Origin of the sequence: Streptomyces sp. NPDC048389, from assembly GCF_040706335.1 — a bacterium.
Taxonomy (GTDB): Bacteria; Actinomycetota; Actinomycetes; order Streptomycetales; family Streptomycetaceae; genus Streptomyces.
Window position 1 is genome coordinate 1 of the sequence record NZ_JBEZKP010000081.1, and the last position, 20,329, is coordinate 20,329.

Consider the following 20,329-nt stretch of genomic DNA (forward strand, 5'->3'; position numbering starts at 1 on the left):
CCGGCCGCCCAGGAGGTCGACTCGCTGCTGAAGTCCAACGAGACGCACCTGCCGGTACTGCTCTCCAACCTGATCAGCGGCGGCCAGGTCACCGTAGCCCGGCCGGCTCGGCCTCCCGGTGGCGAGGCAGGCCCCTTTCGGGCGAATCAGCCGCACGACAGACGGCCACGGAGGGCGCGGTTCTCCCGTTTTGCATAGTTTGATCAGGATCGTGCCGCGATTCCATGGCTGCGCCATGAGCCCCTTGACCGGTAGGCTTTCCGTGTGATCTTCAAGCGCATCGGTAACGGGCGGCCGTATCCCGACCACGGCCGGGAAAGCACCCGGCAGTGGGCGGATGTCGCGCCGCGCCCGGTCCGCCTCGATCAGCTCGTGACCACCAAGGGCCAGCTTGATCTCGAGACGCTCCTCGCGGAGGACTCGACGTTCTACGGTGACCTCTTCGCCCACGTCGTGAAGTGGCAGGGCGATCTCTATCTGGAGGACGGTCTGCACCGAGCTGTGCGCGCGGCCCTCCAGCAGCGGCAGGTACTGCACGCCCGCGTGCTCGAGCTGGGCTGAGCAGCCGACCCCCGGCCCCCGGATGTGCCCACCGACCCGCGGTCCGCGGAAGTTCCCGCCGGACGCGGTGATCGGCTGCTCCGGGCGGCTCCGCGCAGACGGCGGCTGATCCTTTCGGGGGCGTTTCGGCACCGTACGGGCGCAACCAGCTGATCGTTTAGTAGGCATAGCCACCTGACGGCACTACGCTGCGCCCATGAGCATGCTGACTCCCCCCGGCATGGGCGGAAAGTACCGCATCACGGGCGACAAGTACCCACGAATGCGACGCCCCCGGAACCGCCGCAGGATCGTATTTGCGGTGGTCGCCGCCGTGGCCGCGCTGGGCCTTGCCGGCTGGGGGACGCTGCAGCTCATCGACGCGTTCACCGGGGACGGCAAGAAGGTCATCGCGAAGACGCGCGGCGCCGCCTGCAAGCCCGGCCCGTCCCCCTCCGCCGCACCCCTGCCGCCGCTGCCCCGCCAGATCACGGTGAACGTCTACAACGCGACCCCGCGCTCCGGCCTGGCCAAGTCGACGGCCGACGAGCTGAAGAAACGTGGCTTCAAGATCGGCAAGATCGCCAACGCACCGGCCGCGTACGACAAGAAGGTCCCCGGCACGGCGATCTTCCTCGGCGCGGCGACCGCACAGGAAGGTGCCTTCCGGGTCCTGGGGACCCAGGTGCAGGGGTTCCAGGCGAAGACCGACACCCGCGAGACGGCGGACATCGACCTGATCATCGGCACGGCCTTCAAGTCCCTCGACCCGAAGGCGAGCGCGGACGTGGCCCTCACGGCCCTGACCAAGCCCAAGCCGGTCCCCACCGGAAAGTGCTGAAAGCCGGAAGCCGAAAGCACCGTAGGCCACCGGGAGGGCCGGGAACACTCCCCGGCCCTCCCGGTCGATCACGGCACGGACCGCCGTGTGGACGTACCGCTCGGCCTACTCGGCCGCTCCGTACATGCGGTCACCCGCGTCGCCCAGGCCCGGCACGATGTACCCGTGCTCGTTCAGGCGTTCGTCCACCGACGCGGTCACCACGGTCACCGGCGTTCCCGCCAGCTCCCGCTCCATCACCTCGACGCCCTCCGGCGCCGCGAGCAGCACCACGGCGGTCACATCGTCCGCACCGCGCCTGATCAGTTCACGGATGGCCGCCACCAGCGTGCCACCGGTCGCCAGCATCGGGTCCAGCACGTACACCTGGCGGCCGGAGAGGTCTTCCGGCATGCGGGTCGCGTACGTCGACGCCTCGAGCGTCTCCTCGTTGCGGATCATCCCGAGGAAGCCCACCTCGGCGGTCGGCAGCAGCCGGACCATGCCGTCGAGCATGCCCAGGCCGGCCCGCAGGATCGGCACGACCAGCGGACGCGGGTGGGACAGCTTCACCCCCGTCGTGCCCGTCACCGGGGTCTTGATCTCGACCTGCTCGGTGCGCACGTCCCGCGTGGCCTCGTACGCGAGCAGGGTGACCAGCTCGTCGGCGAGCCGCCGGAAGGTCGGGGAGTCGGTGCGCCTGTCGCGCAGCGTTGTCAGTTTGTGCGCCACCAGCGGGTGGTCGACGACGTGGATCCGCATGCCGTCAACAGTAGCCCGCGCTCGCATCAAGGCCGGTTCCGGAGGGAAGGTGGAGAGGTGTCCGCCCAGGCCGCAGGGCCGAAGGCGGTAGAAGCAGCCGTGGGGTGGTGTGGCAATGCCGGAGTCCGAGCCGGAGCGAGAAGAGGAAACCACGAGCGACGTGGAGCGGCGCAGGCGACGCGCCCAGTTCCTGCGCGAACTGAACGAGGCCAAGGCGCTGCGCGACCGCGTCCAGCCACGACGGGCCCGAGCCGCCCGGATGCGCCAGCAGATGCGGATGCGGACCTTCCGCTGGTAGCCCGTCCCACGGACACCGGTGAGAACTGATGGCCGACGCAACGACGGAAGACCTCTCGCATCGCGCCTCTTTCTGCCACGATTCCGAGTGGGCGGGGCACTACGCAACGCACCGCCGGTCGTCACACCTCTGATCAGTGGGAGAGTCACGGTGTACTTCGCCGCACTGCTCGCGCGCACTCATGACGGGTGGGAAGCGAGCGACACAGAGCTCGACGATGTGGAGACCCTGTCGGATCTGACCGACCTGGCCCGCGAAGCCTCGGTGGACGAGGACACGGTGCTCGTCTTCATCGAACAGGAGGACGCCTGGTTCGGTGTCCTGCGGATCGACGGCGAGGAGGATCCCCGGATCTTCGTCTCGGACGCGGCCGCGGCCGCACGCTCCTCCTATGGGGAGATCCTCACCAACGAACTGCTCGGCGGGGACGACGACGACCCCGCCGACGACCTGGACTCGCTGAACCTCGACGGCACGGAGGACGGAGAACCGGAAGAGGACGAGCCGAGCACGGTCGACGTCCCCGCCCAGGGCGGCGAGACCGTGCCGGCCGGCCCGGTCGGCGACCGCGAGATCCTCGCCGACCTCGGACTGTCGGAGAAGGAACTGCTGGCACTGGACACCGACGCGCTGCCGGAGATCGCGGAGGCGCTCGGCGCGGCCGAGGTGCTGGAGACCGTGCGCTAGTGCCCCGGCAGACAGACGAACAGGGACGCGACCGCCCCGCGGGCCCGGCACCCGGTGGCGATCCCGTCCGCGGCCCGTGGGAGGCGACGATGCACCTCGCCCTGGGTGAGGCGGACCGCGCGGCCCGGGGCGGCGACGTGCCGGTCGGCGCCGTGCTCTTGGCCGCGGACGGCACGATCCTCGCCACGGGCCACAACGAGCGTGAGGCGACGGGCGATCCGACGGCTCACGCCGAGGTGCTGGCGATACGCCGGGCCGCCGCCGTCCTCGGCGAGTGGCGGTTGACCGGCTGCACGCTCGTCGTGACGCTGGAGCCGTGCACGATGTGCGCCGGCGCCCTCGTCCAGTCGCGTGTGGAGCGGGTCGTCTACGGCGCACGGGACGAGAAGGCCGGCGCGGCCGGTTCGCTGTGGGACCTCGTACGGGACCGGCGTCTCAACCACCGGCCGGAAGTCGTGCTCGGGGTACTGGAAGAGGAGTGCTCGAAGCAGCTGACGGCGTTCTTCCGCGACCGGCCGGGCTCCGCCGCGCTCTGACGTACCCGCGGGCGTGGGACGGAGAACGTGCGGCGAAGGGCGGAGGCGGCTCGGAGCAGGGCGACGAAAGACGCCCGAAACAGATCATGCAGGACGTCCGAAACAGAGCGTGGAGACGTTCGGAGCAGGGCGCGGCGAGCGTCCGTAGCGCGGCATCGAGAACGTCCGGTGCGGGCCCGGAGAGCCGGGCGCGGGCCGTTTCCCAGAACCGATTTCGGAGCACGGCCCACCTTGGGCTAAGCTCTCTCCCGGTAGCGTGTCCGAGCGGCCGAAGGAGCTCGCCTCGAAAGCGAGTGTGGCGCAAGTCACCGAGGGTTCAAATCCCTCCGCTACCGCTCTTGTCGAAGGGCCCCGGTGCATCGCGCCGGGGCCCTTCGGCCTTGCCCGGGTTGCCGGCGGGGATGAAGGATCCGGGGCCGGCCGCGAAGGGCGAACACCCGGGGGTCGGGATCCGCCGGGAGAAGCGGGACCGGGACGCGGGACCGGGACGCGGGACCGGGAAGCGGCGCCGGGGACACGGGACCGGGGGAAGCCCGATCCTGAGACAGCCGCCTGGCCCGCGGCCCTTGCCGGGTCCCGCGTTCCACACGCTCCTGTCCGAATCCGCTCGGCTAGACTCACGCGACGCGTGGGCCGGGGCAGGGACAGCAGGGGAGACAGGGGCCGATGGTGCAAGCCAAGAAGATAGCCGTCTACATCGTCGTCGTCTTCATCCTGTGGACGATCATCAAAACCCCGGACCGGGCGGCCGACCTGGTGGGGGTAGGGTTCGAGGGCATTTCGAGCGCCGCGCAGGGCGTCGGAGAGTTCATGACCGAGCTCGTCAACTAAGGCTCGTCAACCAGGGCTCGTCAACCAGGCCCATCAGGCCAAGCAGGGAGTCCCCGTGATCCGCCATCTGGTTCTTTTCAAGCTCAACGAGGGTGTCGAGCGGGACGAGCCCCGCGTCGTCGCCGGCGTCAAGGCGTTCCAGGAGCTGGACGGGGTCGTACCCGAGCTGGAGTTCTGGGAGTGCGCCTGGAACATCACGGACCGGCCGATCGCCTATGACTTCGCCATCAACTCGGCCGTGGCCGACAGGGACGCGCTGAAGCGTTACATCGAGCATCCGGCTCACCAGGCGGCCGCCGGGCAGTGGCGGGAATTCGCCACGTGGGTGATCGCCGACTACGAGTTCTGAGGCCCGTCGCGCCGACCCCTCGCCCGCCGGGCGGGGGGCTTTTCGGTTTTCCATCCCACCATGACGTCAACACGGCGTTATACGGTGCTTGCACACAGTGGGGATGTCTTGTGATGCTATGACCGCTTTTGACGGATGAGTTGACCGTAAATGACCGCAAAGGGGTGGCTTGACCGTGTCGGCCAGTACTGCGCCTCAGGTGCCACCTCAGAACGAGAGGCCGGACGACACCGCATCCGCCACGAGGCCCTCGAGGCGCGGCGCGGACACCAGGGCTCTGACCCAGGTGCTGTTCGGTCGCCTCAAGGGGCTGGAGGCGGGCACCCCCGAGCACTCCAGGGTGCGCGCCACACTCATCGAGGCCAACCTTCCGCTGGTGCGGTACGCCGCCGCCCGCTTCCGCAGCCGCAACGAGCCGATGGAGGACGTCGTCCAGGTCGGCACGATCGGACTGATCAACGCCATCGACCGGTTCGACCCGGACCGCGGGGTGCAGTTCCCGACGTTCGCGATGCCCACGGTGGTCGGCGAGATCAAGCGGTACTTCCGCGACAACGTGCGCACGGTTCATGTGCCGCGCCGGCTCCACGAGCTGTGGGTGCAGGTCAACGGGGCGACCGAGGACCTGACGACGGCTCACGGCCGCTCCCCCACGACGGCGGAGATCGCCGAGCGACTGAAGATCGGTGAGGACGAGGTGCTGGCCTGCATCGAGGCCGGCCGTTCGTACCACGCGACATCACTGGAGGCCGCCCAGGAGGGCGACGGCATGCCGGGGCTGCTGGACCGGCTCGGCTACGAGGACCCGGCGCTGGCCGGCGTCGAGCACCGGGACCTGGTGCGCCATCTGCTCGTTCAGCTGCCCGAGCGAGAGCAGCGGATCCTGATGCTCCGTTACTACAGCAATCTGACGCAGTCCCAGATCAGTCAGGAGCTGGGTGTCTCGCAGATGCACGTGTCGCGGTTGCTCGCGAGAAGTTTCGCCCGGCTTCGTTCCGCAAACAGGATCGAAGCGTAGCTCGAACGGGTAGAGAGTCCTCAGTCGCTGACGTAGGCTCAAAAGCCTTGTACCCCCTGCTTTCTGGGCAATTTTGCGCAATACTTGTCGACATGTCACTACAGCGTGTTGCCGACATGTGACATTCTGCTGGAACCGCGTTTGCCGCAGCCTCGCCGCCGGTATTCAGGTGGAGGCTGCGTTCCTCAGACGGTCGCGGCCACCGCGACCGTCCGCGACCTCAAGGGGGTGGCATGTCCGTAGAACAGGGCAGCTCGAAGGTGCTCACTCGCGCGCCAAGCGCGACCGCACCTGTCGAGTCCGGCAGCTCGGAAGCCATCGACACCCGCACGCTCTCCCGCTCCCTGTTCCTGCGGCTGCGCGCCCTGGACTCCGAGGGAGCGGCCGACGACAGCCCCGAGCGCACCTATGTGCGCGACACCCTCATCGAGCTCAACCTCCCCCTCGTCCGGTACGCCGCGGCGCGTTTCCGCAGCCGGAACGAACCCATGGAGGACATCGTCCAGGTCGGCACGATCGGCCTGATCAAGGCGATCGACCGCTTCGACTGCGAGCGGGGCGTGGAGTTCCCGACGTTCGCGATGCCGACGGTCGTGGGCGAGATCAAGCGCTTCTTCCGTGACACCTCGTGGTCGGTGCGGGTGCCGCGCCGGCTCCAGGAGCTGCGCCTCGCACTGACCAAGGCCAGCGACGAGCTCGCCCAGAAGCTCGACCGCTCGCCGACCGTCCCCGAACTCGCCGCCGTTCTGGGGGTGTCCGAGGAGGACGTGGTCGACGGCCTCGCGGTGGGCAACGCCTACACGGCCTCGTCGCTGGACTCGCCGTCGCCCGAGGACGACGGCGGCGAAGGCTCGCTGGCGGACCGGCTGGGCTACGAGGACTCGGCGCTGGAAGGCGTCGAGTACCGGGAGTCGCTCAAGCCGCTGCTCGCCAAACTCCCGCCCCGGGAGCGGCAGATCATCATGCTCCGCTTCTTCGCCAACATGACGCAGTCGCAGATCGGCGAGGAGGTCGGCATCTCCCAGATGCACGTCTCCCGCCTGCTGACCCGCACACTCGCGCAGCTGCGGGAAGGGCTGATCGCGGACTGAGGCGGGTCCGTCACCGGGCTTCCTTCCTGACGGGTCGTCAGCCACACTGGCGCGATGCGACGACGGACCGGACCGGGGATCGTGGCGTCGGCGCTCTGCCTCTGCGGAGCGCTGACCGCGTGCGGCGGTGGCAGCGGCGACGGTGACGGTGACGTGGCGCTCGGCGCCGCGGGCGCGGGGTCCGGCAGGGCCCCGACCGCCGCGGTGCCGCCGAGGGGCAAGGTCTCGCTCGCCCCGCTGGACGAAGGGAAGGACGGGCGCGCCGGTAACGGGCACGCCGGCCCTGCCGGCACAGCCCCCGGGAAGGGCCCCGACGCGTCCGGCCGGCCGACAGGGCAGCAGCAGGCCGACAGCGGCCCTGCCGAGGCCGGTACGGGAGACGCGAGAGGTACGAGGGGCACGAGCGACGCCGGGCCACCGGGAGGTGGCGAGCCGGCCGGAGTCCCGGGCGGCGACGGCGGGCCTCGGCGGACGCCGGACCCCGGCGGCACTCCGGGCGCTCCGGACACACCGAAGCCCCCGGCATCCCCGAAGCCGTCACCGGCCCCGACCCCGCCCCCGCCCGATCCGGGTCCCACGGGCCCCGCCGTGCTCCGGCTCGGCGAGCCGGTGCGCGAGGCTCTGGACAAGCGGTGGTGCGAGAAGGTGACCGTGGAGTTCCGCAACACCGGCGGCACCGCCGTGGCCTCCGGCACCGTCACCTTCGCCACGCACATCATCGGTGCGCTCGGCATCGACTGGGCCACCGTGGAGTCCCGGCAGCCCCTGCCCGCGCCGATCGCGCCCGGGGCCGTACGGAAGCAGACGTACACGGTCTGCGTGGACGCCTGGCGGGTGCCGTGGGGCATGCGCGTCGAGACCCGGGACGTCACCGCGAAGTGGAAGTGACCGAGAGGCCCGGGGGCCGATCACGGTACCGGTCAACCAGCTGGTCAACCGTGCAGATCGCCCGTCGGACCACCCGGCAGATCGATGGGGCCGGAGGCGGGCGCCTGAAGCAGACGCCCGCGGCAAGCCCCCCGGTCAGCCGAGGGCGAGCCAGGCGACCGCACCGAGGACGACCACCACCGCGATCACACCGGCGATCAGGCCGACGCGCGACGAGGACGACGCGGCCGGCGTCGCGGCCGTGCGGCCCTGGGGGGCGCCTTCGTCGACGAAGGCGCGGAACATCTGGGTGCTGCCCGCGGGGTCGTGGTTGCCCTCGGGGCCCTGGCCTTGGGGAGCATGGGGGTTGTGTGCCATGGCCCAGGACCCTAGCGAACGCCGATGCCGGGCCCAACCCCGGGCGGACGCCGGAAGGTTCCGGGCGCGGACATGACTCGCGCATGACTCTGCAGATGCAAAGCCTTTTGGGTTCCTTTACCCGTTCACGCCCTTTTCGTTTGCCTGTAGCAACCAACGGCTTATATCGTTGCCCTAAGCAACGAACACCCTGGAGGGGCCGTGGCCGAGCGCAGTCAGTACGAGGAGCTTGCCCGGCAGATCAGCGCCGTCGGAGCCGTGAAGCGCAGCCTCTCCCGGATACTGCCCGCCGACTGTCCCTCCGGATCGGCCGCCGTCCTGGCCCTCGTCAACCGGCATGGAGAGATGCGGATGAGCCGCCTCGCCGAACTGCTGGCCGTCGACATGTCGGTGACCAGCAGGCATGTGGCCCATGTCGTGGACCGCGGCTGGCTGGAGCGGTCCCCGGACCTCGACGACAGGCGCTCCCGCATCCTGCGGCTCACCCTCTCGGGGGAGGAGCTGCTCGGTGAACTCGGCCGTCGGACCGCGGACATGTTCGCCCACCACCTCGAGGACTGGACCGACGACGAGGTCGGACAGCTCAACACGATGCTGGCCCGCTTGAAGGATTCCGTCGGGGACTGCCGGGCCCACGCCACCCGTACACCCGCACAAGAGACGTAAGGAAGTTCATGGCTACGACCACACCGAGGGGTGTGCGGGGCGGCCACGCCAAATATGGCGGGCCGACCGCCCTCGACGGCGGAGCGCCGATGACGCACCGGCAGATCATGGAGGCGCTGTCGGGGCTGCTGCTCGGCATGTTCGTCGCGATCCTGTCGTCGACGATCGTCTCCAACGCGCTGCCGGAGATCATCACCGATCTCGGCGGCGGGCAGAGCGCCTACACGTGGGTCGTGACCGCGTCGCTGCTGGCGATGACCGCGACCACCCCGCTCTGGGGCAAGCTCTCCGACCTCTTCTCCAAGAAGCTGCTGGTCCAGACAGCATTGCTCATCTATGTGCTGGGCTCCGTGGTCGCCGGACTCTCGCAGAACTCGGGCATGCTGATCGCCTGCCGAGTGGTCCAGGGCATCGGTGTCGGCGGGCTGTCCGCCCTGGCGCAGATCGTGATGGCCGCGATGATCGCGCCGCGCGAGCGCGGCCGCTACAGCGGCTACATCGGCGCCGTCTTCGCCGTCGCGACCGTCGGAGGCCCGCTGCTCGGCGGCGTCATCACCGACACCGACTGGCTCGGCTGGCGCTGGTGCTTCTACGTCGGTGTCCCGTTCGCCCTCATCGCCCTGCTCGTGCTGCAGAAGACCCTCAAGCTGCCGGTGGTCAGGCGTGAGGTCAAGGTCGACTGGTCGGGCGCCTTCTTCATCAGCGCCGCCGTCTCGCTGCTGCTGGTCTGGGTGACCTTCGCCGGCGACAAGTACGACTGGCTCTCGTGGCAGACCGGCGCGATGGTCGGCGGCTCCATCGCCCTCGGCGCGCTCTTCCTGCTGGTGGAGTCGAGGGCGAGCGAGCCGATCATCCCGCTGCGGCTGTTCCGCAACCGCACCATCACGCTGGCGTCGACGGCGTCGCTCTTCGTCGGTGTCGCGATGTTCGCGGGCACCGTGTTCTTCAGCCAGTACTTCCAGCTGGCGCGGGGTGAGTCGCCGACCATGTCCGGTGTGCTGACCATCCCGATGATCGGCGGCCTGTTCGTCTCGTCGACCGTCTCCGGACAGGTCATCACCAGGACCGGCCGTTGGAAAGCCTGGCTGGTCGTCGGTGCCGCACTCGTCACGGCCGGCCTCGGCCTGCTGGGCACCATCCGGTACGACACCGAGTACTGGCACATCGCGGTCTACATGGCCGTCATGGGTCTCGGGCTCGGCATGATGATGCAGAACCTGGTGCTCTGCACCCAGAACCAGGTCGACCCCGTCGACCTCGGCGCGGCCAGCTCCGTCGTCACCTTCTTCCGGTCCCTCGGCGGCGCGATCGGCGTCTCCGCGCTCGGCGCGGTCATGGCCACCCGGGTCACCGACTACGTCGAGGACGGACTCGCGGAGCTCGGCCCGCAGGGCGCCGCGCTCGGACACGGCGGTACCGCCGGCGGCGGCATCCCCGACCTGGACGCCCTGCCCGGCCCGATCCGCACGGTGATGGAGACGGCGTACGGACACGGGGTCGCCGACATCTTCCTCTACTCGGCGCCCTTCGCGCTGGTCGCGCTCGTCGTGACGGTCTTCATCAAGGAGGTCGCCCTGAGGAGCGGTTCGCCGAACGGCAAGGCCGCCCCCGCTGTGACCGAGGCACCCGAGGCGGTCGCCGCCGCCGAGGCCCCCGCCCCGGCGCAGGCGGTCGAGACCGAGCCGGTCACCGCCGCGGCCTCCGGTGTCGCGGTGCACGGCGTGGTGCGCGGATCCGAGGGCGCCGCGGTACCCGGTGCGGCGGTCACGCTGATCTCACCGGCGGGCCGGCAACTCGGGCGCTCCGTCGCCCGTGCCGACGGCGGCTACACGCTGGACGCGCCCGGAGCCGGCTCTTACGTGCTGATCGCCTCGGCCGACGGCCGTCGGCCGTCGGCTTCCACGGTGGTCGTCGCGGGCGAACCACTGGCCCACGACATCCTGCTCACCGGTACGAGCCGTCTGGCCGGCGTCGTACAGGTGGCCGAAGGCGCCGGTCGAGTCGAAGGCGACCGTGCGGTCAAGGGCGCCGACCAGGCCGAAGGCGCCGGTCCGGCCGAAGGCGCGACGGTCGTCGTCACCGCCGTGCGCGCCGATACACCGGCCGCCGGGACGAGTGCGGAGCAGGGCGAGTTCGCCTGCACCGAGCCGGAACCCGGCGCGGTGACGGTCGCGGTGAGCGCCGCCGGCCACCGGCCGCTCGCGCTGTCCGTCGAGATCGGCGGTCAGGGCGTGTCCCGGGTCGAGGCGGTGTTGGAGCCCGGCGCCCTGGGCCGGGACGCCGTACGCGCCGGTGCCGTCCGCCGGCCGTTGGCCGACGCACGGGTGACGCTCGTGGACGCCGCCGGGAACGTGGTCGCCAGTGCGACGACCGGTGACGACGGGGCGTACGCCTTCGCCGACCTGGACGCGGGCGAGTACACGGTCATCGCGACGGGATACGCCCCGGTGGCGACCCGGTTGACCCTGACCGGCCGCGGCGTCGACGGCCACGACATCGAACTCGCCCACCCGGGCGAGTGACGGACCTCCGGGGAGGGCCGGTCCGTTCCCGGCGGAGACGGGCCCCGGGGACGGGGCGGCAGGCAGGGGACGGCCGGTCGCCCCTTGTCCCCGGGGCCCGAGCACTTCCTGAGGCCCGCCAGGGCCGGACACACGCCGGCGCGGCACCGTCACATCACTCGCCGGGCTTGATCAGATAGCCCGCGCCGCGCCGCGTGTGGATCATCGGCGGCCGCCCGGCGTCGATCTTCCGGCGCAGATACGAGATGTAGAGCTCGACGACATTGGCCCGGCCCCCGAAGTCGTAGCTCCACACCCGGTCCAGGATCTGTGCCTTGCTCAGCACACGGCGCGGATTGCGCATCAGGTAGCGCAGCAGCTCGAACTCGGTCGCGGTCAGACGGATCGACTGCCCGCCCCGCGTCACGTCATGGCTGTCCTCGTCGAGAACGAGGTCACCGACGGTCAGCAGTGACTCGCTGCGCACCGTCGCCGTCGCGGAGCGGCGGATCAGGCCGCGCAGCCGTGCCACGACCTCCTCCAGCGAGAACGGTTTGGCAACACAGTCGTCGCCCCCGGCGGTGAGCCCCGCGATCCGGTCCTCGACCGCGTCGCGCGCCGTCAGGAAGAGCACGGGCAGGTCGGGCACCTCACGCCGCAGCCGCCCCATGACGGCGAGCCCGTCCGTGTCCGGCAGCACGACGTCGAGCACCACGGCGTCCGGCCGGAAGTCGCGGGCCGTACGGACCGCCGCCGCACCGTCACCGGCGCTGCGGACCTCCCAGCCCTCGTACCGCAGGGCCATCGACAGCAGGTCGCTCAGCGGCGCCTCGTCGTCCACGACGAGAACCCGCACGGGGCTGCCGTCCGGCCTGAGCATTTCGGTGCGCACCTTGGGCTTGGTCGTCGTCATGTCGCCAGGCTGTGACATTGCCCTGAGAGGCTTCTTTCCTGAACCTGTGAATTCCCTGAGAAGGTCGGAGGACGGGCGGCGTGGTGACGGCACACGAATCCTTCTGGGGGCTGCGGCTGCGGCGGACGCTCGCCGGTGACGGCTCGGCCCCGGTCCTCGTCCTGGTGGAGGGCCGCGCCGGTACGGGCAAGAGCCGCCTGGTCCAGGAGCTGACCACGCTCCCGGAAGCGGCACGGGCGACGTGCCTGCGGTGGACGTGCGGCGAGTCGTCCGCGGCCCCCGATCTCCCGGACCACGGGCCGGTGCTGCTGGCCGTGGAGGACGTCCACCGTGCGGACGCCGGGGAACTGCCGCTGCTCCGCCGGCTGCTGGAGCACCGACGGCCCGGTCTCGCGGCCGTGCTCACCTACCGACCGGAGGAGCTGGCAGCCCCCGGACTGCCTCTGGGCACTCCGCCGCCCCGGTATCCGTCCGAGCTCACCGTTCTGCGGCACCGGGTCCGGCCGTGGAGCGTGGACGCGGTCCGGCAGGTCACGGCAGCCGTGCTCGGCGAACGCTGCACCGAGGAGGCGGTGGCCCGTTTGCACGAGCGCTCGGGTGGCGTGGCGCAGATCGTGGTCGACCTGCTGGCGGCCCTGCGGGACAGCACCCGGCAGCGGTGCACGGCGGGCGACGTCGACGCCGCGGGCGTGCCCGTACGGCTGGCCGACCTGAGCCTCGGCCGGACGGCCGCCCTGCCACCGGAGCACCGGCCGATCGTGTGGGCCGCCGCCGTCCTGGGCGAGCCGGCCGGCCGCGACGAACTCGTCACCGTCTCCGGACTGGGCCGCGGCCCCGGCCGGCAGGCGCTCCTCGCCGCGCTCGCCGGCGCGGCGCTCACGGAGACGGACGAGGGCTACGGGCTCCCCGTGCCCCTCGCGGCATCCGCCGTGCACGAGTCCGTGCCCGGTCCCGTACGGGAGGAACTGCACGGGCGGGCGGCGGACGTGCTCGCCCGCCGGCAGCCCGTGCCGTGGGCGTCACTCGCCAGGCACCACAGAGCGGGCGGGCGAATACGCGGCTGGCTGCGGGCCGTCGAGCAGGCCGCGCGGGAGGCCGCGGAGTCCGGGCGGCACCAAGAGGCCATCGGACTGCTCGAGCAGACCCTCGCCGACCCGGCCGTACCGCCGCAGACCCGTGCCCGGCTGGCACCGGTCCTGGCGCGCAGCGCCGTCGTCGGACTGCGCTCCGACCAGACGGTCCAGGTGCTGACCCAGATCATCGAGGACGCGTCCCTCCCCGCCGCCGTGCGGGGCGAACTCCGGCTCGATCTCGGGCTGCTGCTGTGCAATCAGGTCGGCATGAGCGACAAGGGCTGGCAGGAGCTCGAGCGGGCCGCCGCCGAACTGCGCGAGGCCAGGCCCGACCTGGCGGCACGGGCGATGTCCGCGCTCGCCATGCCGTACTGGCCCAACTCCTCGTTCGACGTCCACCGCGCGTGGCTGGAGGACGCGGCCCGGGCGGCGGCGGACAGCGGCGACGAGGTCGTCCGCACGGCCGTCGCGGCCAACCGCGCCGCGCTCGCGATGAGTTGCGGCGACCCGGGGGCTTGGGCGCTCGTCAAGGAGCTGCCCACGGACAGCCCCGACCCCCGGTGTCGGCTGCACGCGGCGCGCGGGCTGTGCAACGCCGCCGACTCCGCGCTGTGGCTCGGCCACCACGGGCGGGCGGAGGAGCTGCTGACCGAAGGGCTCGAACTGTCCGGCAAGAGCGGCGCCCCGTACACCAAGCACACGGCGCTGGGCGCCCGACTGCTGCTGGAGTGGGTCACCGGGCGGTGGGCGGGCCTGGCCGAGCGGTGCGAGACCTTCGTCGCCGCGACGGCGGACATGCCGGTGATCTGCGCGGACGCCCGGGTGGTGCGGGGGCTGCTCGCGCTGGCCCAGGGGGAGTGGGGTTCGGCGCTGTCCTGGCTGGCCGGCGCCGACGCGCCGTCCCGCGGGGACGCCGCACCGCCGCTCGCCGCGGCCACCTCCGGGGCGCTGATCCGGCTGTCGCTGGCCCGCCAGGAGCTGTCCGACGCGGCGGTGGAGGCGCGTGATGCCTGGGCGAAGGTGAAGCGGAAGGGCGTATGGGTGTGGGCCGCGGACCTGGCGCCCTGGGCCGTCGAGGCGATGGCCCGCACCGGAGACATCCAGGCGGCACGGGCCGTGATCGCCGACTTCGAGGCGGGCCTCGAGGGCCGCGACGCCCCCACGGCGTGGGCCGCGGTGACCTGGAGCCACGCCGCGCTGGCCGAGGCGGAGGGCCGGTGGCTCGACGCCGTCCCGCTGTACCGGGAGGCCGCCGCCGCGTACGCGTCGCTGCCGCGCCCGTACGCCCAGGCCCTGACCACGGAGGCCGCGGGACGCTGCGCCCTGGAGGCGGACAGGGCGGACCCGGCTGACGGCACGGGGACGGCAGCCGCGCCGGAGGGCGTGGGCGCGGAGGGCGCGGGGCCGGAGGGCGCGAGCACCGGTGCCCGCGCGTCGGAGGGCGACGCTCAGCACGGGGGCAAGGGGCAGGCCGTGGCCGACCTGACCGCCTGCACGCGGCAGTTCGCCGAGCTGGGCGCCGTATGGGACGCCGCCCGCGCCCGTGCCCTGCTCCGCTCGCACCAGCCCGCCAAGGAGGCGCGCCCGCCGGGCCGGCCCTCGTACGGCGACCGTCTCTCGCCGCGCGAGCGCGAGGTCGCCGAACTGGCGGGGACCGGGCTGACGAACCGGGAGATCGCGGCGACGCTGCATCTCTCCCCGCGCACGGTCGAGCAGCACGTCGCCCGGGCCATGCGCAAACTCGGCACCACATCGAGGCAGCACCTCGCGGCGATGATCGACGCGGCCGTACTGCCGGAGGCTCTGGACGGGGTCACAAACGGTGGTTAACCGGACCGATCGCCGTACGGGCAGGGGTTAAACAGGTATCCGTAGCGGCACCCATCCGGATAGGCGGACGGCTGATTCCGGCCGTAGGTTCCCTGCCAACCGGCCGGTCGAACGCGCATCCGCAGCGGGGGAGCTGTCAGCGCGTCCGACCGACCGGTGACATGCGCGGCTGAAGGGAGCCGTGTGCGGGTGTCCTCGGCCCAACAGGCCGGCAGCCACCGCACCGTGCATCCCCAACATCCGGACACGAGTGCACCCCAATCCATTGGCGCTCGCGGGCCGGGGCTCCCTTCGCCCGCCGCACATCGACGGCCGCCCCCTCAACCCCCTGCATCCTGCCCGCGGCCACAGGAACCCGCCTGGCTTGTCATGAACTGAACCATCTGTGCCTTTGGTTCCTGCCGCCAGGTCAAACCCTCGAAAGGCAATGCCTTGAACGGTTCCAGACGCATTCGCATATCCGTGCTCGCGGCGAGCTGCACCGCACTGCTCTGTGCGGGCACCGCCACCTCCGTCGCCGCGCCCCTTCCCGCCCCGGGCGCAGCACAGGAAGCGATCACCGCGGCAGCCGCGGCCGACGAGCCCGTCGAGCGCCTCATCGTCGGCTACAAGACGAAGGCCGCAGAGGCCAAGTCGGACGACGCCGCGGCCAAGGACGCCAAGGCCAAGGGCAAGAAGGCCGGCGAGAGCCTCGACTTCGACCGCCGGCTCGGCACCGGAGCCGCCCTCGTCGACCTCGGCGCGGAGCTCGGCAAGGCGGACACCGCCGACGTCATGGCCGCCTTCCGCGCCGACCCGGACGTCGCGTACGTCGTCCCGGACACCCGGATGTACGCCACGGCCGTGCAGCCGAACGACACCGAGTACAACCGCCAGTGGGACCTCTTCGAGGCCACGGCCGGCATGAACGTCCCCGGCGCCTGGGACAGGGCGACCGGCGAGGGCGTCAAGGTCGCCGTCATCGACACCGGTTACGTGGCCCACTCGGACCTCGCCGCCAACGTGATCGCGGGATACGACTTCATCTCCGACCCGTGGATGGCCCAGGACGGCGGCGGCCGCGACAGCAACCCGGCCGACCCGGGCGACTGGATGAACCGCGGCGAGTGCGGCACCGACCAGAACGGTCAGCCGGTCCCCTCGCGCGACACCAACAACTCCTGGCACGGCACCCACGTCGCCGGCACCATCGCCGCCACCACCGGCAACGGCAAGGGCATCGCCGGCATCGCGTACAACGCGACCGTCCAGCCCGTCCGTGTGCTGGGCAAGTGCGGCGGCACGACGGCCGACATCATCGACGCCATCACCTGGTCGTCCGGCGGCTCCGTGGCGGGCGTGCCCGCCAACCCGAACCCGGCCGACGTCATCAACATGAGCCTCGGCGGCGGCGGCTCCTGCGACTCGGGCACCCAGAGCGCCATCAACGGCGCGGTGAGCCGCGGCACGACCGTCGTCGTGGCGGCCGGCAACAGCAACGCCAACGCCGCCAACTTCAACCCGGCCAGCTGCAACAACGTCATCAGCGTCGCCGCCTCCGACCGTGAGGGCAACCGGGCCGCGTACTCCAACTACGGCAGCGTCATCGACATCACCGCCCCCGGCGGCGAGACCTCGGTGAGCCCCGCGAACGGCATCTGGTCCACGCTGAACACCGGCACCCGCAGCGTCGGCAGCGAGAACTACGTGGCGTACCAGGGCACCAGCATGGCCGCCCCGCACATCGCGGGCCTCGCCGCGCTGATCAACCAGACCGACCCGTCACTGACCCCGGGTCAGATCGAGACAGCGATCAAGAACAACGCCCGCACCCTGCCCGGTTCCTGCTCCGGCGGCTGCGGCGCCGGTCTCGCCGACGCGGCCGCCACGGTCGGCGCGGACGGCGACCCCGAGCCGCCCACCGGCAACGTGTTCACCAACTCCACCAACGTGAACATCCCCGACAACTCGACCGTCACCTCCTCCATCCCGGTGAGCGGCATCAGCGGCAACGCCCCGTCGGCGCTCAAGATCGCCGTCGACATCAAGCACACCTACCGCGGCGACCTGCGCATCGAGATCGTCGCCCCGAACGGCGCCGCCGCCCAGCTGAAGGGCACCAGCTCCAGCGACAGCGCGGACAACGTCCTCACCACGTACACCATCGACGCCTCCGGCGTGGCCGCGAGCGGCACGTGGAAGCTGCGGGTCACCGACGTCTACAGCGGTGACACCGGCTACATCGACTCCTGGAGCCTGACCTTCTGACAGGTCCACGCTGCCAGGCCGTATCAGGGGCCTGCCGATGTCGAGGAGGGCATCGGCAGGCCCCTGCGCCATGCGCCACGCGCCCCGCACCACCTCCGTCATCGGCTCCCCAGCAGCAGCCGCGCGCCGTTGTCGTGACAGACGGCCCGCAGCCAGTCGTCCCCGAGCCCGAGCCCTTCCAGCGCCTGCAGCTGATGCGCGTACGGGTACGGGATGTTCGGGAAGTCCGTGCCCAGCACGATCCGCTCCCCCAGGTCCGCCAGCCGGCCGCGCTCCGCCTCGGGGAACGGCGCGAACGCCTCGCTGAAATCCGTGAAGGCCATCGTCGTGTCCAGTCGGACCTCCGGATGGCGTTCGGCCAGGGCCAGGAAGTCTGCGTACTCGGGCATCCCCATGTGCGCCACCACCAGCCGCAGCCGGGGATGACGCGCCAGCACCCGCCCCACCGGCTCCGGGCCGGTGTACTTGCCGGGCGCCGGGCCGGAGCCGCAGTGCATCACCACCGGTACGCGCGCCTCGGCGAGCAACCCCCACACCGGGTCCAGCAGCGGATCACCCGGGTCGTACCCCCCGACCTGCAGATGCGACTTGAAGATCCGCGCCCCGCCCTCGACCGCCTCCCGCACATAGCGGTCCACCCCGTCCTCGGGGAACAACGTCGCGGTGTGCGCACAGTCCGGCGTCCGGGCCGCGAAGTCCGCCGCCCAGCCGTTGAGCCAGGCCGCCATCCCCGGCTTGTGCGGATACAGCATCGAGGTGAAGGCCCGCACACCGAACTCCCTGAGCAGCGCGACGCGTTCCTCCTCCTCGTGCCGGTAGGTGATCGGCCACTCCATGCCGGTCAGGGGGCCTACGGCGTCGAAGTACGCCCAGACCTTCTTCAGCACCTGTTCCGGCATGAAGTGGGTGTGCACATCCACGAGCCCCGGCAGCCCGAGCCGCTGCCAGAACTCCCGTACCTCCGTCGCCCCGCTCCCGCTCAACGCCCTCCCCTTCCGTCTCTCCCGGCCGTCCGCCCGGACATGCGCCCGGACATGCACTCGGCCGGCTGTCGGGCTCCATCAGAACAGCCCGTCCTGCACGCCGGGATCCCCCGGCCCCACATCGGTCACCGGAACGCTCAACGCTGCGGCGGCGTCGGCACCCACCAGCCCCCACCCCGTCATCAACCGGGTGTCGACGACGACGATCCCGTCCGCCGCCGTCCTCAGATGCAGATCGGGCCCGGCCGCCGCGACCAGCCGGCCCGCCACCACCCCGCCGCCCACCAGCTCCCGCACCACGGCCGTCGCCGCCGGCAGCCCCTCGAGCCCGAACACGTCGGCGTGGTCGACCGCCTCGAACGCGATCGGCTCCAGGGACTCCGCCCAGCCGGGCAGCGCGAGCGCCCGCGCGTGGAGCGCCTCGACCTCGGCGGCACGCTCCTGAGCACTGCCCGGCAAGGCGGCCCGCACCGCCCGCTTACGGGCGTACGGGATCCGGTCCGGCACCTTGAGCGCGGCCCGCAACAGCTCCTCCGTACGCCGCGCCGCCATCAGCGGCCCCCGCCCCAGCCAGGCGAACACCACGGCTCCCTGCTCCAGCAGCCGCGCCGGCCCGCGCTGCTCCGCAGTGATCCCGACCTTGAGCATGCCCGGCCCGAACCACGCCAGGTACACCCGATAGGTACGGGGATCGTCGGGCACGGCGTCCGCGGCCACCGAGTGCGCCCGGTCCAGCCTCGCGCACTCGGCGCACCGCGCCTGCGCCGCCCGCCCCGGGACCTCGGCCCGCAGCGGACAGGCGTTCCCCCGCGCCCCCGTGCACCGTCGCACCCCTTCCGCCCGGAAGCCCAGCTCTTTCCCGGCGACGAGCGGACTGATGCGCCCGCCCTCCCACTCGAGCACCGGCACCCGCGCCTCGGGCCGCCATCCGATCCCCGCACACCGCCACATCACCCCGCCCGTACCTCCACCGCGATCCGCATCCACCCATCCTGTCGGAACGGGCGGCGACGGACCCCCGGATCGGAACGGCGCCCGCTGAACCGGGACAGATCGGGAATCGGGTAGGAGGGCCGGGTCGCCCGGCCCTCCTCCCACACCACCGGACATGCGGGTCACGCATCCGGCGGTTCATCGGGCTGATCTCAACCGTTGCCAGGTCGGCTTGAGCATCTTCAGGCCCAGGTCGTCCCAGTAGGAGTTGGGCAGCCCCCGCTGAAGGACGGCAGACCCCGCGATCCGCCAGTAGCCTTTGCTGCTGCTCGCCCATTCACGGGCGGCGCGCTCGGGGATCCCGAGTGCGAGCAGGTTCCGGCGCCTGGCCGCGAAGCGTTTCCATTCCTTCCAGCGGATCTGCCGCATCCTGCGGCGGAGCCATTCCTCCAGGTCCCGGAACGGCCTGGAGGCGTCCGAGAGCTGGAAGTAGCCCATCCATCCGGCCATGAACCGGTTGATCTTCGCGATACGTTCGTCCATCGCGATGCTCCACCGGCGTGAGGTCAGCTCCCGGATGCGGTCCTTCCAGCGCGCCAGCGCCTTCGGATCGACCCGGATCTTCACCCCGCTCCGGGTGAAGTGGAAGCTGAACCCCAGCAGCGTGGCCGCGGAGGCCCGGACCACCTTCGACTTCTCCCGGTTGACCTTCAGTTTCAGCCGCTGCTCGACCATGGCCGTGACCGAGGCGAGCACTCTGTGGGCGGCCCGTTCGCTCCGCACGAAGATCCGCAGATCGTCGGCGTAACGCACGAACCTGTGACCGCGCTTGAACAGTTCCCGGTCCAGGTCGTCGAGCATGATGTTTGAGGGGCCCCGAAGATCCCGGACAGGGACTCAATAGGGTTGTTCTGTAAGGAATCGAGGGAAGAAACAGTGGCGCCACCGAGCAAGTACTCGCCGGAGTTCCGCGACGAAGCCGTCCAGATTGCGCTCCGGTCCAGCA

Annotated in this window: 21 protein-coding genes and 1 tRNA gene; 16 read left to right on the forward strand and 6 right to left on the reverse strand. The window is 71.4% G+C overall.

The window, feature by feature from the left end:
- From AB0903_RS32370 to AB0903_RS32380, 3 genes are all read left to right on the forward strand, one after another.
- On the forward strand, window positions 1-198 hold a 198-nt coding region (locus tag AB0903_RS32370), incomplete at its 5' end, for a hypothetical protein (protein WP_366708319.1).
- A gap of 66 nt (window positions 199-264) precedes the next feature.
- On the forward strand, window positions 265-561 hold the full coding sequence (locus AB0903_RS32375) for a type II toxin-antitoxin system VapB family antitoxin (RefSeq protein ID WP_003955420.1): 297 nt from the start codon (window positions 265-267) through the stop codon (window positions 559-561).
- Between the two features lie 196 nt (window positions 562-757).
- Complete coding sequence (locus tag AB0903_RS32380; protein ID WP_366708320.1) at window positions 758-1,381, forward strand: LytR C-terminal domain-containing protein; 624 nt, start codon at window positions 758-760, stop codon at window positions 1,379-1,381.
- A 105-nt stretch (window positions 1,382-1,486) separates the two neighbouring features.
- Here the strand turns inward: AB0903_RS32380 and upp are convergent, their stop codons facing one another.
- A complete protein-coding gene (gene upp, locus AB0903_RS32385; RefSeq protein ID WP_366708321.1) occupies window positions 1,487-2,122 on the reverse strand; it encodes a uracil phosphoribosyltransferase in 636 nt (211 codons plus the stop codon).
- 115 nt (window positions 2,123-2,237) lie between these two features.
- Here upp and AB0903_RS32390 point away from each other — a divergent pair, with 115 nt between their 5' ends.
- From AB0903_RS32390 to AB0903_RS32430, 9 genes are all read left to right on the forward strand, one after another.
- Complete coding sequence (locus tag AB0903_RS32390) at window positions 2,238-2,420, forward strand: hypothetical protein (RefSeq protein WP_366708322.1); 183 nt, start codon at window positions 2,238-2,240, stop codon at window positions 2,418-2,420.
- Window positions 2,421-2,570: 150 nt separating this feature from the next.
- Window positions 2,571-3,107: a hypothetical protein gene (locus tag AB0903_RS32395; RefSeq protein ID WP_366708323.1), complete on the forward strand. Its 537-nt coding sequence runs from the start codon at window positions 2,571-2,573 to the stop codon at window positions 3,105-3,107.
- An 89-nt stretch (window positions 3,108-3,196) separates the two neighbouring features.
- Window positions 3,197-3,643, forward strand: a complete 447-nt coding sequence (gene tadA / locus AB0903_RS32400) for a tRNA adenosine(34) deaminase TadA (RefSeq protein ID WP_366708324.1) — start codon at window positions 3,197-3,199, stop codon at window positions 3,641-3,643.
- Window positions 3,644-3,893: 250 nt separating this feature from the next.
- A tRNA-Ser gene (locus tag AB0903_RS32405) sits at window positions 3,894-3,978 on the forward strand.
- A gap of 331 nt (window positions 3,979-4,309) precedes the next feature.
- On the forward strand, window positions 4,310-4,474 hold the full coding sequence (locus AB0903_RS32410) for a hypothetical protein (RefSeq protein WP_366708325.1): 165 nt from the start codon (window positions 4,310-4,312) through the stop codon (window positions 4,472-4,474).
- A 55-nt stretch (window positions 4,475-4,529) separates the two neighbouring features.
- On the forward strand, window positions 4,530-4,823 hold the full coding sequence (locus tag AB0903_RS32415; RefSeq protein ID WP_005315281.1) for a Dabb family protein: 294 nt from the start codon (window positions 4,530-4,532) through the stop codon (window positions 4,821-4,823).
- Between the two features lie 175 nt (window positions 4,824-4,998).
- Window positions 4,999-5,841 carry an RNA polymerase sigma factor SigF gene (locus tag AB0903_RS32420; protein ID WP_366708326.1) on the forward strand — a complete coding sequence of 281 codons (843 nt, stop codon included), beginning with the start codon at window positions 4,999-5,001 and terminating at the stop codon, window positions 5,839-5,841.
- A 233-nt stretch (window positions 5,842-6,074) separates the two neighbouring features.
- Window positions 6,075-6,932, forward strand: coding sequence for an RNA polymerase sigma factor SigF (locus AB0903_RS32425; RefSeq protein WP_366708327.1), 858 nt, complete (start codon window positions 6,075-6,077; stop codon window positions 6,930-6,932).
- 54 nt (window positions 6,933-6,986) lie between these two features.
- Window positions 6,987-7,820, forward strand: coding sequence for a hypothetical protein (locus tag AB0903_RS32430; protein WP_366708328.1), 834 nt, complete (start codon window positions 6,987-6,989; stop codon window positions 7,818-7,820).
- A 135-nt stretch (window positions 7,821-7,955) separates the two neighbouring features.
- Here the strand turns inward: AB0903_RS32430 and AB0903_RS32435 are convergent, their stop codons facing one another.
- A complete protein-coding gene (locus tag AB0903_RS32435) occupies window positions 7,956-8,177 on the reverse strand; it encodes a hypothetical protein (protein WP_366708329.1) in 222 nt (73 codons plus the stop codon).
- 201 nt (window positions 8,178-8,378) lie between these two features.
- Between AB0903_RS32435 and AB0903_RS32440 the strand changes: the two genes are divergently transcribed.
- Both AB0903_RS32440 and AB0903_RS32445 read left to right on the forward strand, forming a co-directional pair.
- Window positions 8,379-8,843 carry a MarR family winged helix-turn-helix transcriptional regulator gene (locus tag AB0903_RS32440; protein ID WP_366708330.1) on the forward strand — a complete coding sequence of 155 codons (465 nt, stop codon included), beginning with the start codon at window positions 8,379-8,381 and terminating at the stop codon, window positions 8,841-8,843.
- Between the two features lie 8 nt (window positions 8,844-8,851).
- On the forward strand, window positions 8,852-11,365 hold the full coding sequence (locus tag AB0903_RS32445) for an MFS transporter (protein ID WP_366708331.1): 2,514 nt from the start codon (window positions 8,852-8,854) through the stop codon (window positions 11,363-11,365).
- Between the two features lie 154 nt (window positions 11,366-11,519).
- On the opposite strand, the gene AB0903_RS32450 is transcribed toward AB0903_RS32445, so the two are convergent.
- Window positions 11,520-12,257, reverse strand: coding sequence for a response regulator transcription factor (locus tag AB0903_RS32450; protein ID WP_366708332.1), 738 nt, complete (start codon window positions 12,255-12,257; stop codon window positions 11,520-11,522).
- Window positions 12,258-12,340: 83 nt separating this feature from the next.
- Here AB0903_RS32450 and AB0903_RS32455 point away from each other — a divergent pair, with 83 nt between their 5' ends.
- Complete coding sequence (locus AB0903_RS32455) at window positions 12,341-15,160, forward strand: helix-turn-helix transcriptional regulator (RefSeq protein ID WP_366708333.1); 2,820 nt, start codon at window positions 12,341-12,343, stop codon at window positions 15,158-15,160.
- Window positions 15,161-15,622: 462 nt separating this feature from the next.
- Window positions 15,623-17,407, forward strand: coding sequence for a S8 family serine peptidase (locus AB0903_RS32460; protein ID WP_366708336.1), 1,785 nt, complete (start codon window positions 15,623-15,625; stop codon window positions 17,405-17,407).
- A gap of 98 nt (window positions 17,408-17,505) precedes the next feature.
- On the opposite strand, the gene AB0903_RS32465 is transcribed toward AB0903_RS32460, so the two are convergent.
- From AB0903_RS32465 to AB0903_RS32475, 3 genes are all read right to left on the reverse strand, one after another.
- Entirely contained in the window at window positions 17,506-18,390 is an 885-nt protein-coding gene (locus tag AB0903_RS32465; RefSeq protein ID WP_366708334.1) for an amidohydrolase family protein, read from the reverse strand.
- Between the two features lie 78 nt (window positions 18,391-18,468).
- Window positions 18,469-19,341, reverse strand: coding sequence for a DUF2797 domain-containing protein (locus tag AB0903_RS32470; protein ID WP_366708337.1), 873 nt, complete (start codon window positions 19,339-19,341; stop codon window positions 18,469-18,471).
- Between the two features lie 180 nt (window positions 19,342-19,521).
- Window positions 19,522-20,184 carry a group II intron maturase-specific domain-containing protein gene (locus AB0903_RS32475; RefSeq protein ID WP_366708335.1) on the reverse strand — a complete coding sequence of 221 codons (663 nt, stop codon included), beginning with the start codon at window positions 20,182-20,184 and terminating at the stop codon, window positions 19,522-19,524.
- Between the last annotated feature and the right edge of the window lie 145 nt (window positions 20,185-20,329).

What these genes read in the sequence shown, in the direction of transcription:
- AB0903_RS32380 (WP_366708320.1), top strand. Translation starts at nt 758, where the DNA reads ATGAGCATGCTGACTCCCCCCGGCATGGGCGGAAAGTACCGCATCACG.
- upp (WP_366708321.1), bottom strand. Translation starts at nt 2,122, where the DNA reads ATGCGGATCCACGTCGTCGACCACCCGCTGGTGGCGCACAAACTGACA.
- AB0903_RS32390 (WP_366708322.1), top strand. Translation starts at nt 2,238, where the DNA reads ATGCCGGAGTCCGAGCCGGAGCGAGAAGAGGAAACCACGAGCGACGTG.
- tadA (WP_366708324.1), top strand. Translation starts at nt 3,197, where the DNA reads ATGCACCTCGCCCTGGGTGAGGCGGACCGCGCGGCCCGGGGCGGCGAC.
- AB0903_RS32410 (WP_366708325.1), top strand. Translation starts at nt 4,310, where the DNA reads ATGGTGCAAGCCAAGAAGATAGCCGTCTACATCGTCGTCGTCTTCATC.
- AB0903_RS32425 (WP_366708327.1), top strand. Translation starts at nt 6,075, where the DNA reads ATGTCCGTAGAACAGGGCAGCTCGAAGGTGCTCACTCGCGCGCCAAGC.
- AB0903_RS32430 (WP_366708328.1), top strand. Translation starts at nt 6,987, where the DNA reads ATGCGACGACGGACCGGACCGGGGATCGTGGCGTCGGCGCTCTGCCTC.
- AB0903_RS32435 (WP_366708329.1), bottom strand. Translation starts at nt 8,177, where the DNA reads ATGGCACACAACCCCCATGCTCCCCAAGGCCAGGGCCCCGAGGGCAAC.
- AB0903_RS32445 (WP_366708331.1), top strand. Translation starts at nt 8,852, where the DNA reads ATGGCTACGACCACACCGAGGGGTGTGCGGGGCGGCCACGCCAAATAT.
- AB0903_RS32450 (WP_366708332.1), bottom strand. Translation starts at nt 12,257, where the DNA reads ATGACGACGACCAAGCCCAAGGTGCGCACCGAAATGCTCAGGCCGGAC.
- AB0903_RS32470 (WP_366708337.1), bottom strand. Translation starts at nt 19,341, where the DNA reads ATGTGGCGGTGTGCGGGGATCGGATGGCGGCCCGAGGCGCGGGTGCCG.
- AB0903_RS32475 (WP_366708335.1), bottom strand. Translation starts at nt 20,184, where the DNA reads ATGCTCGACGACCTGGACCGGGAACTGTTCAAGCGCGGTCACAGGTTC.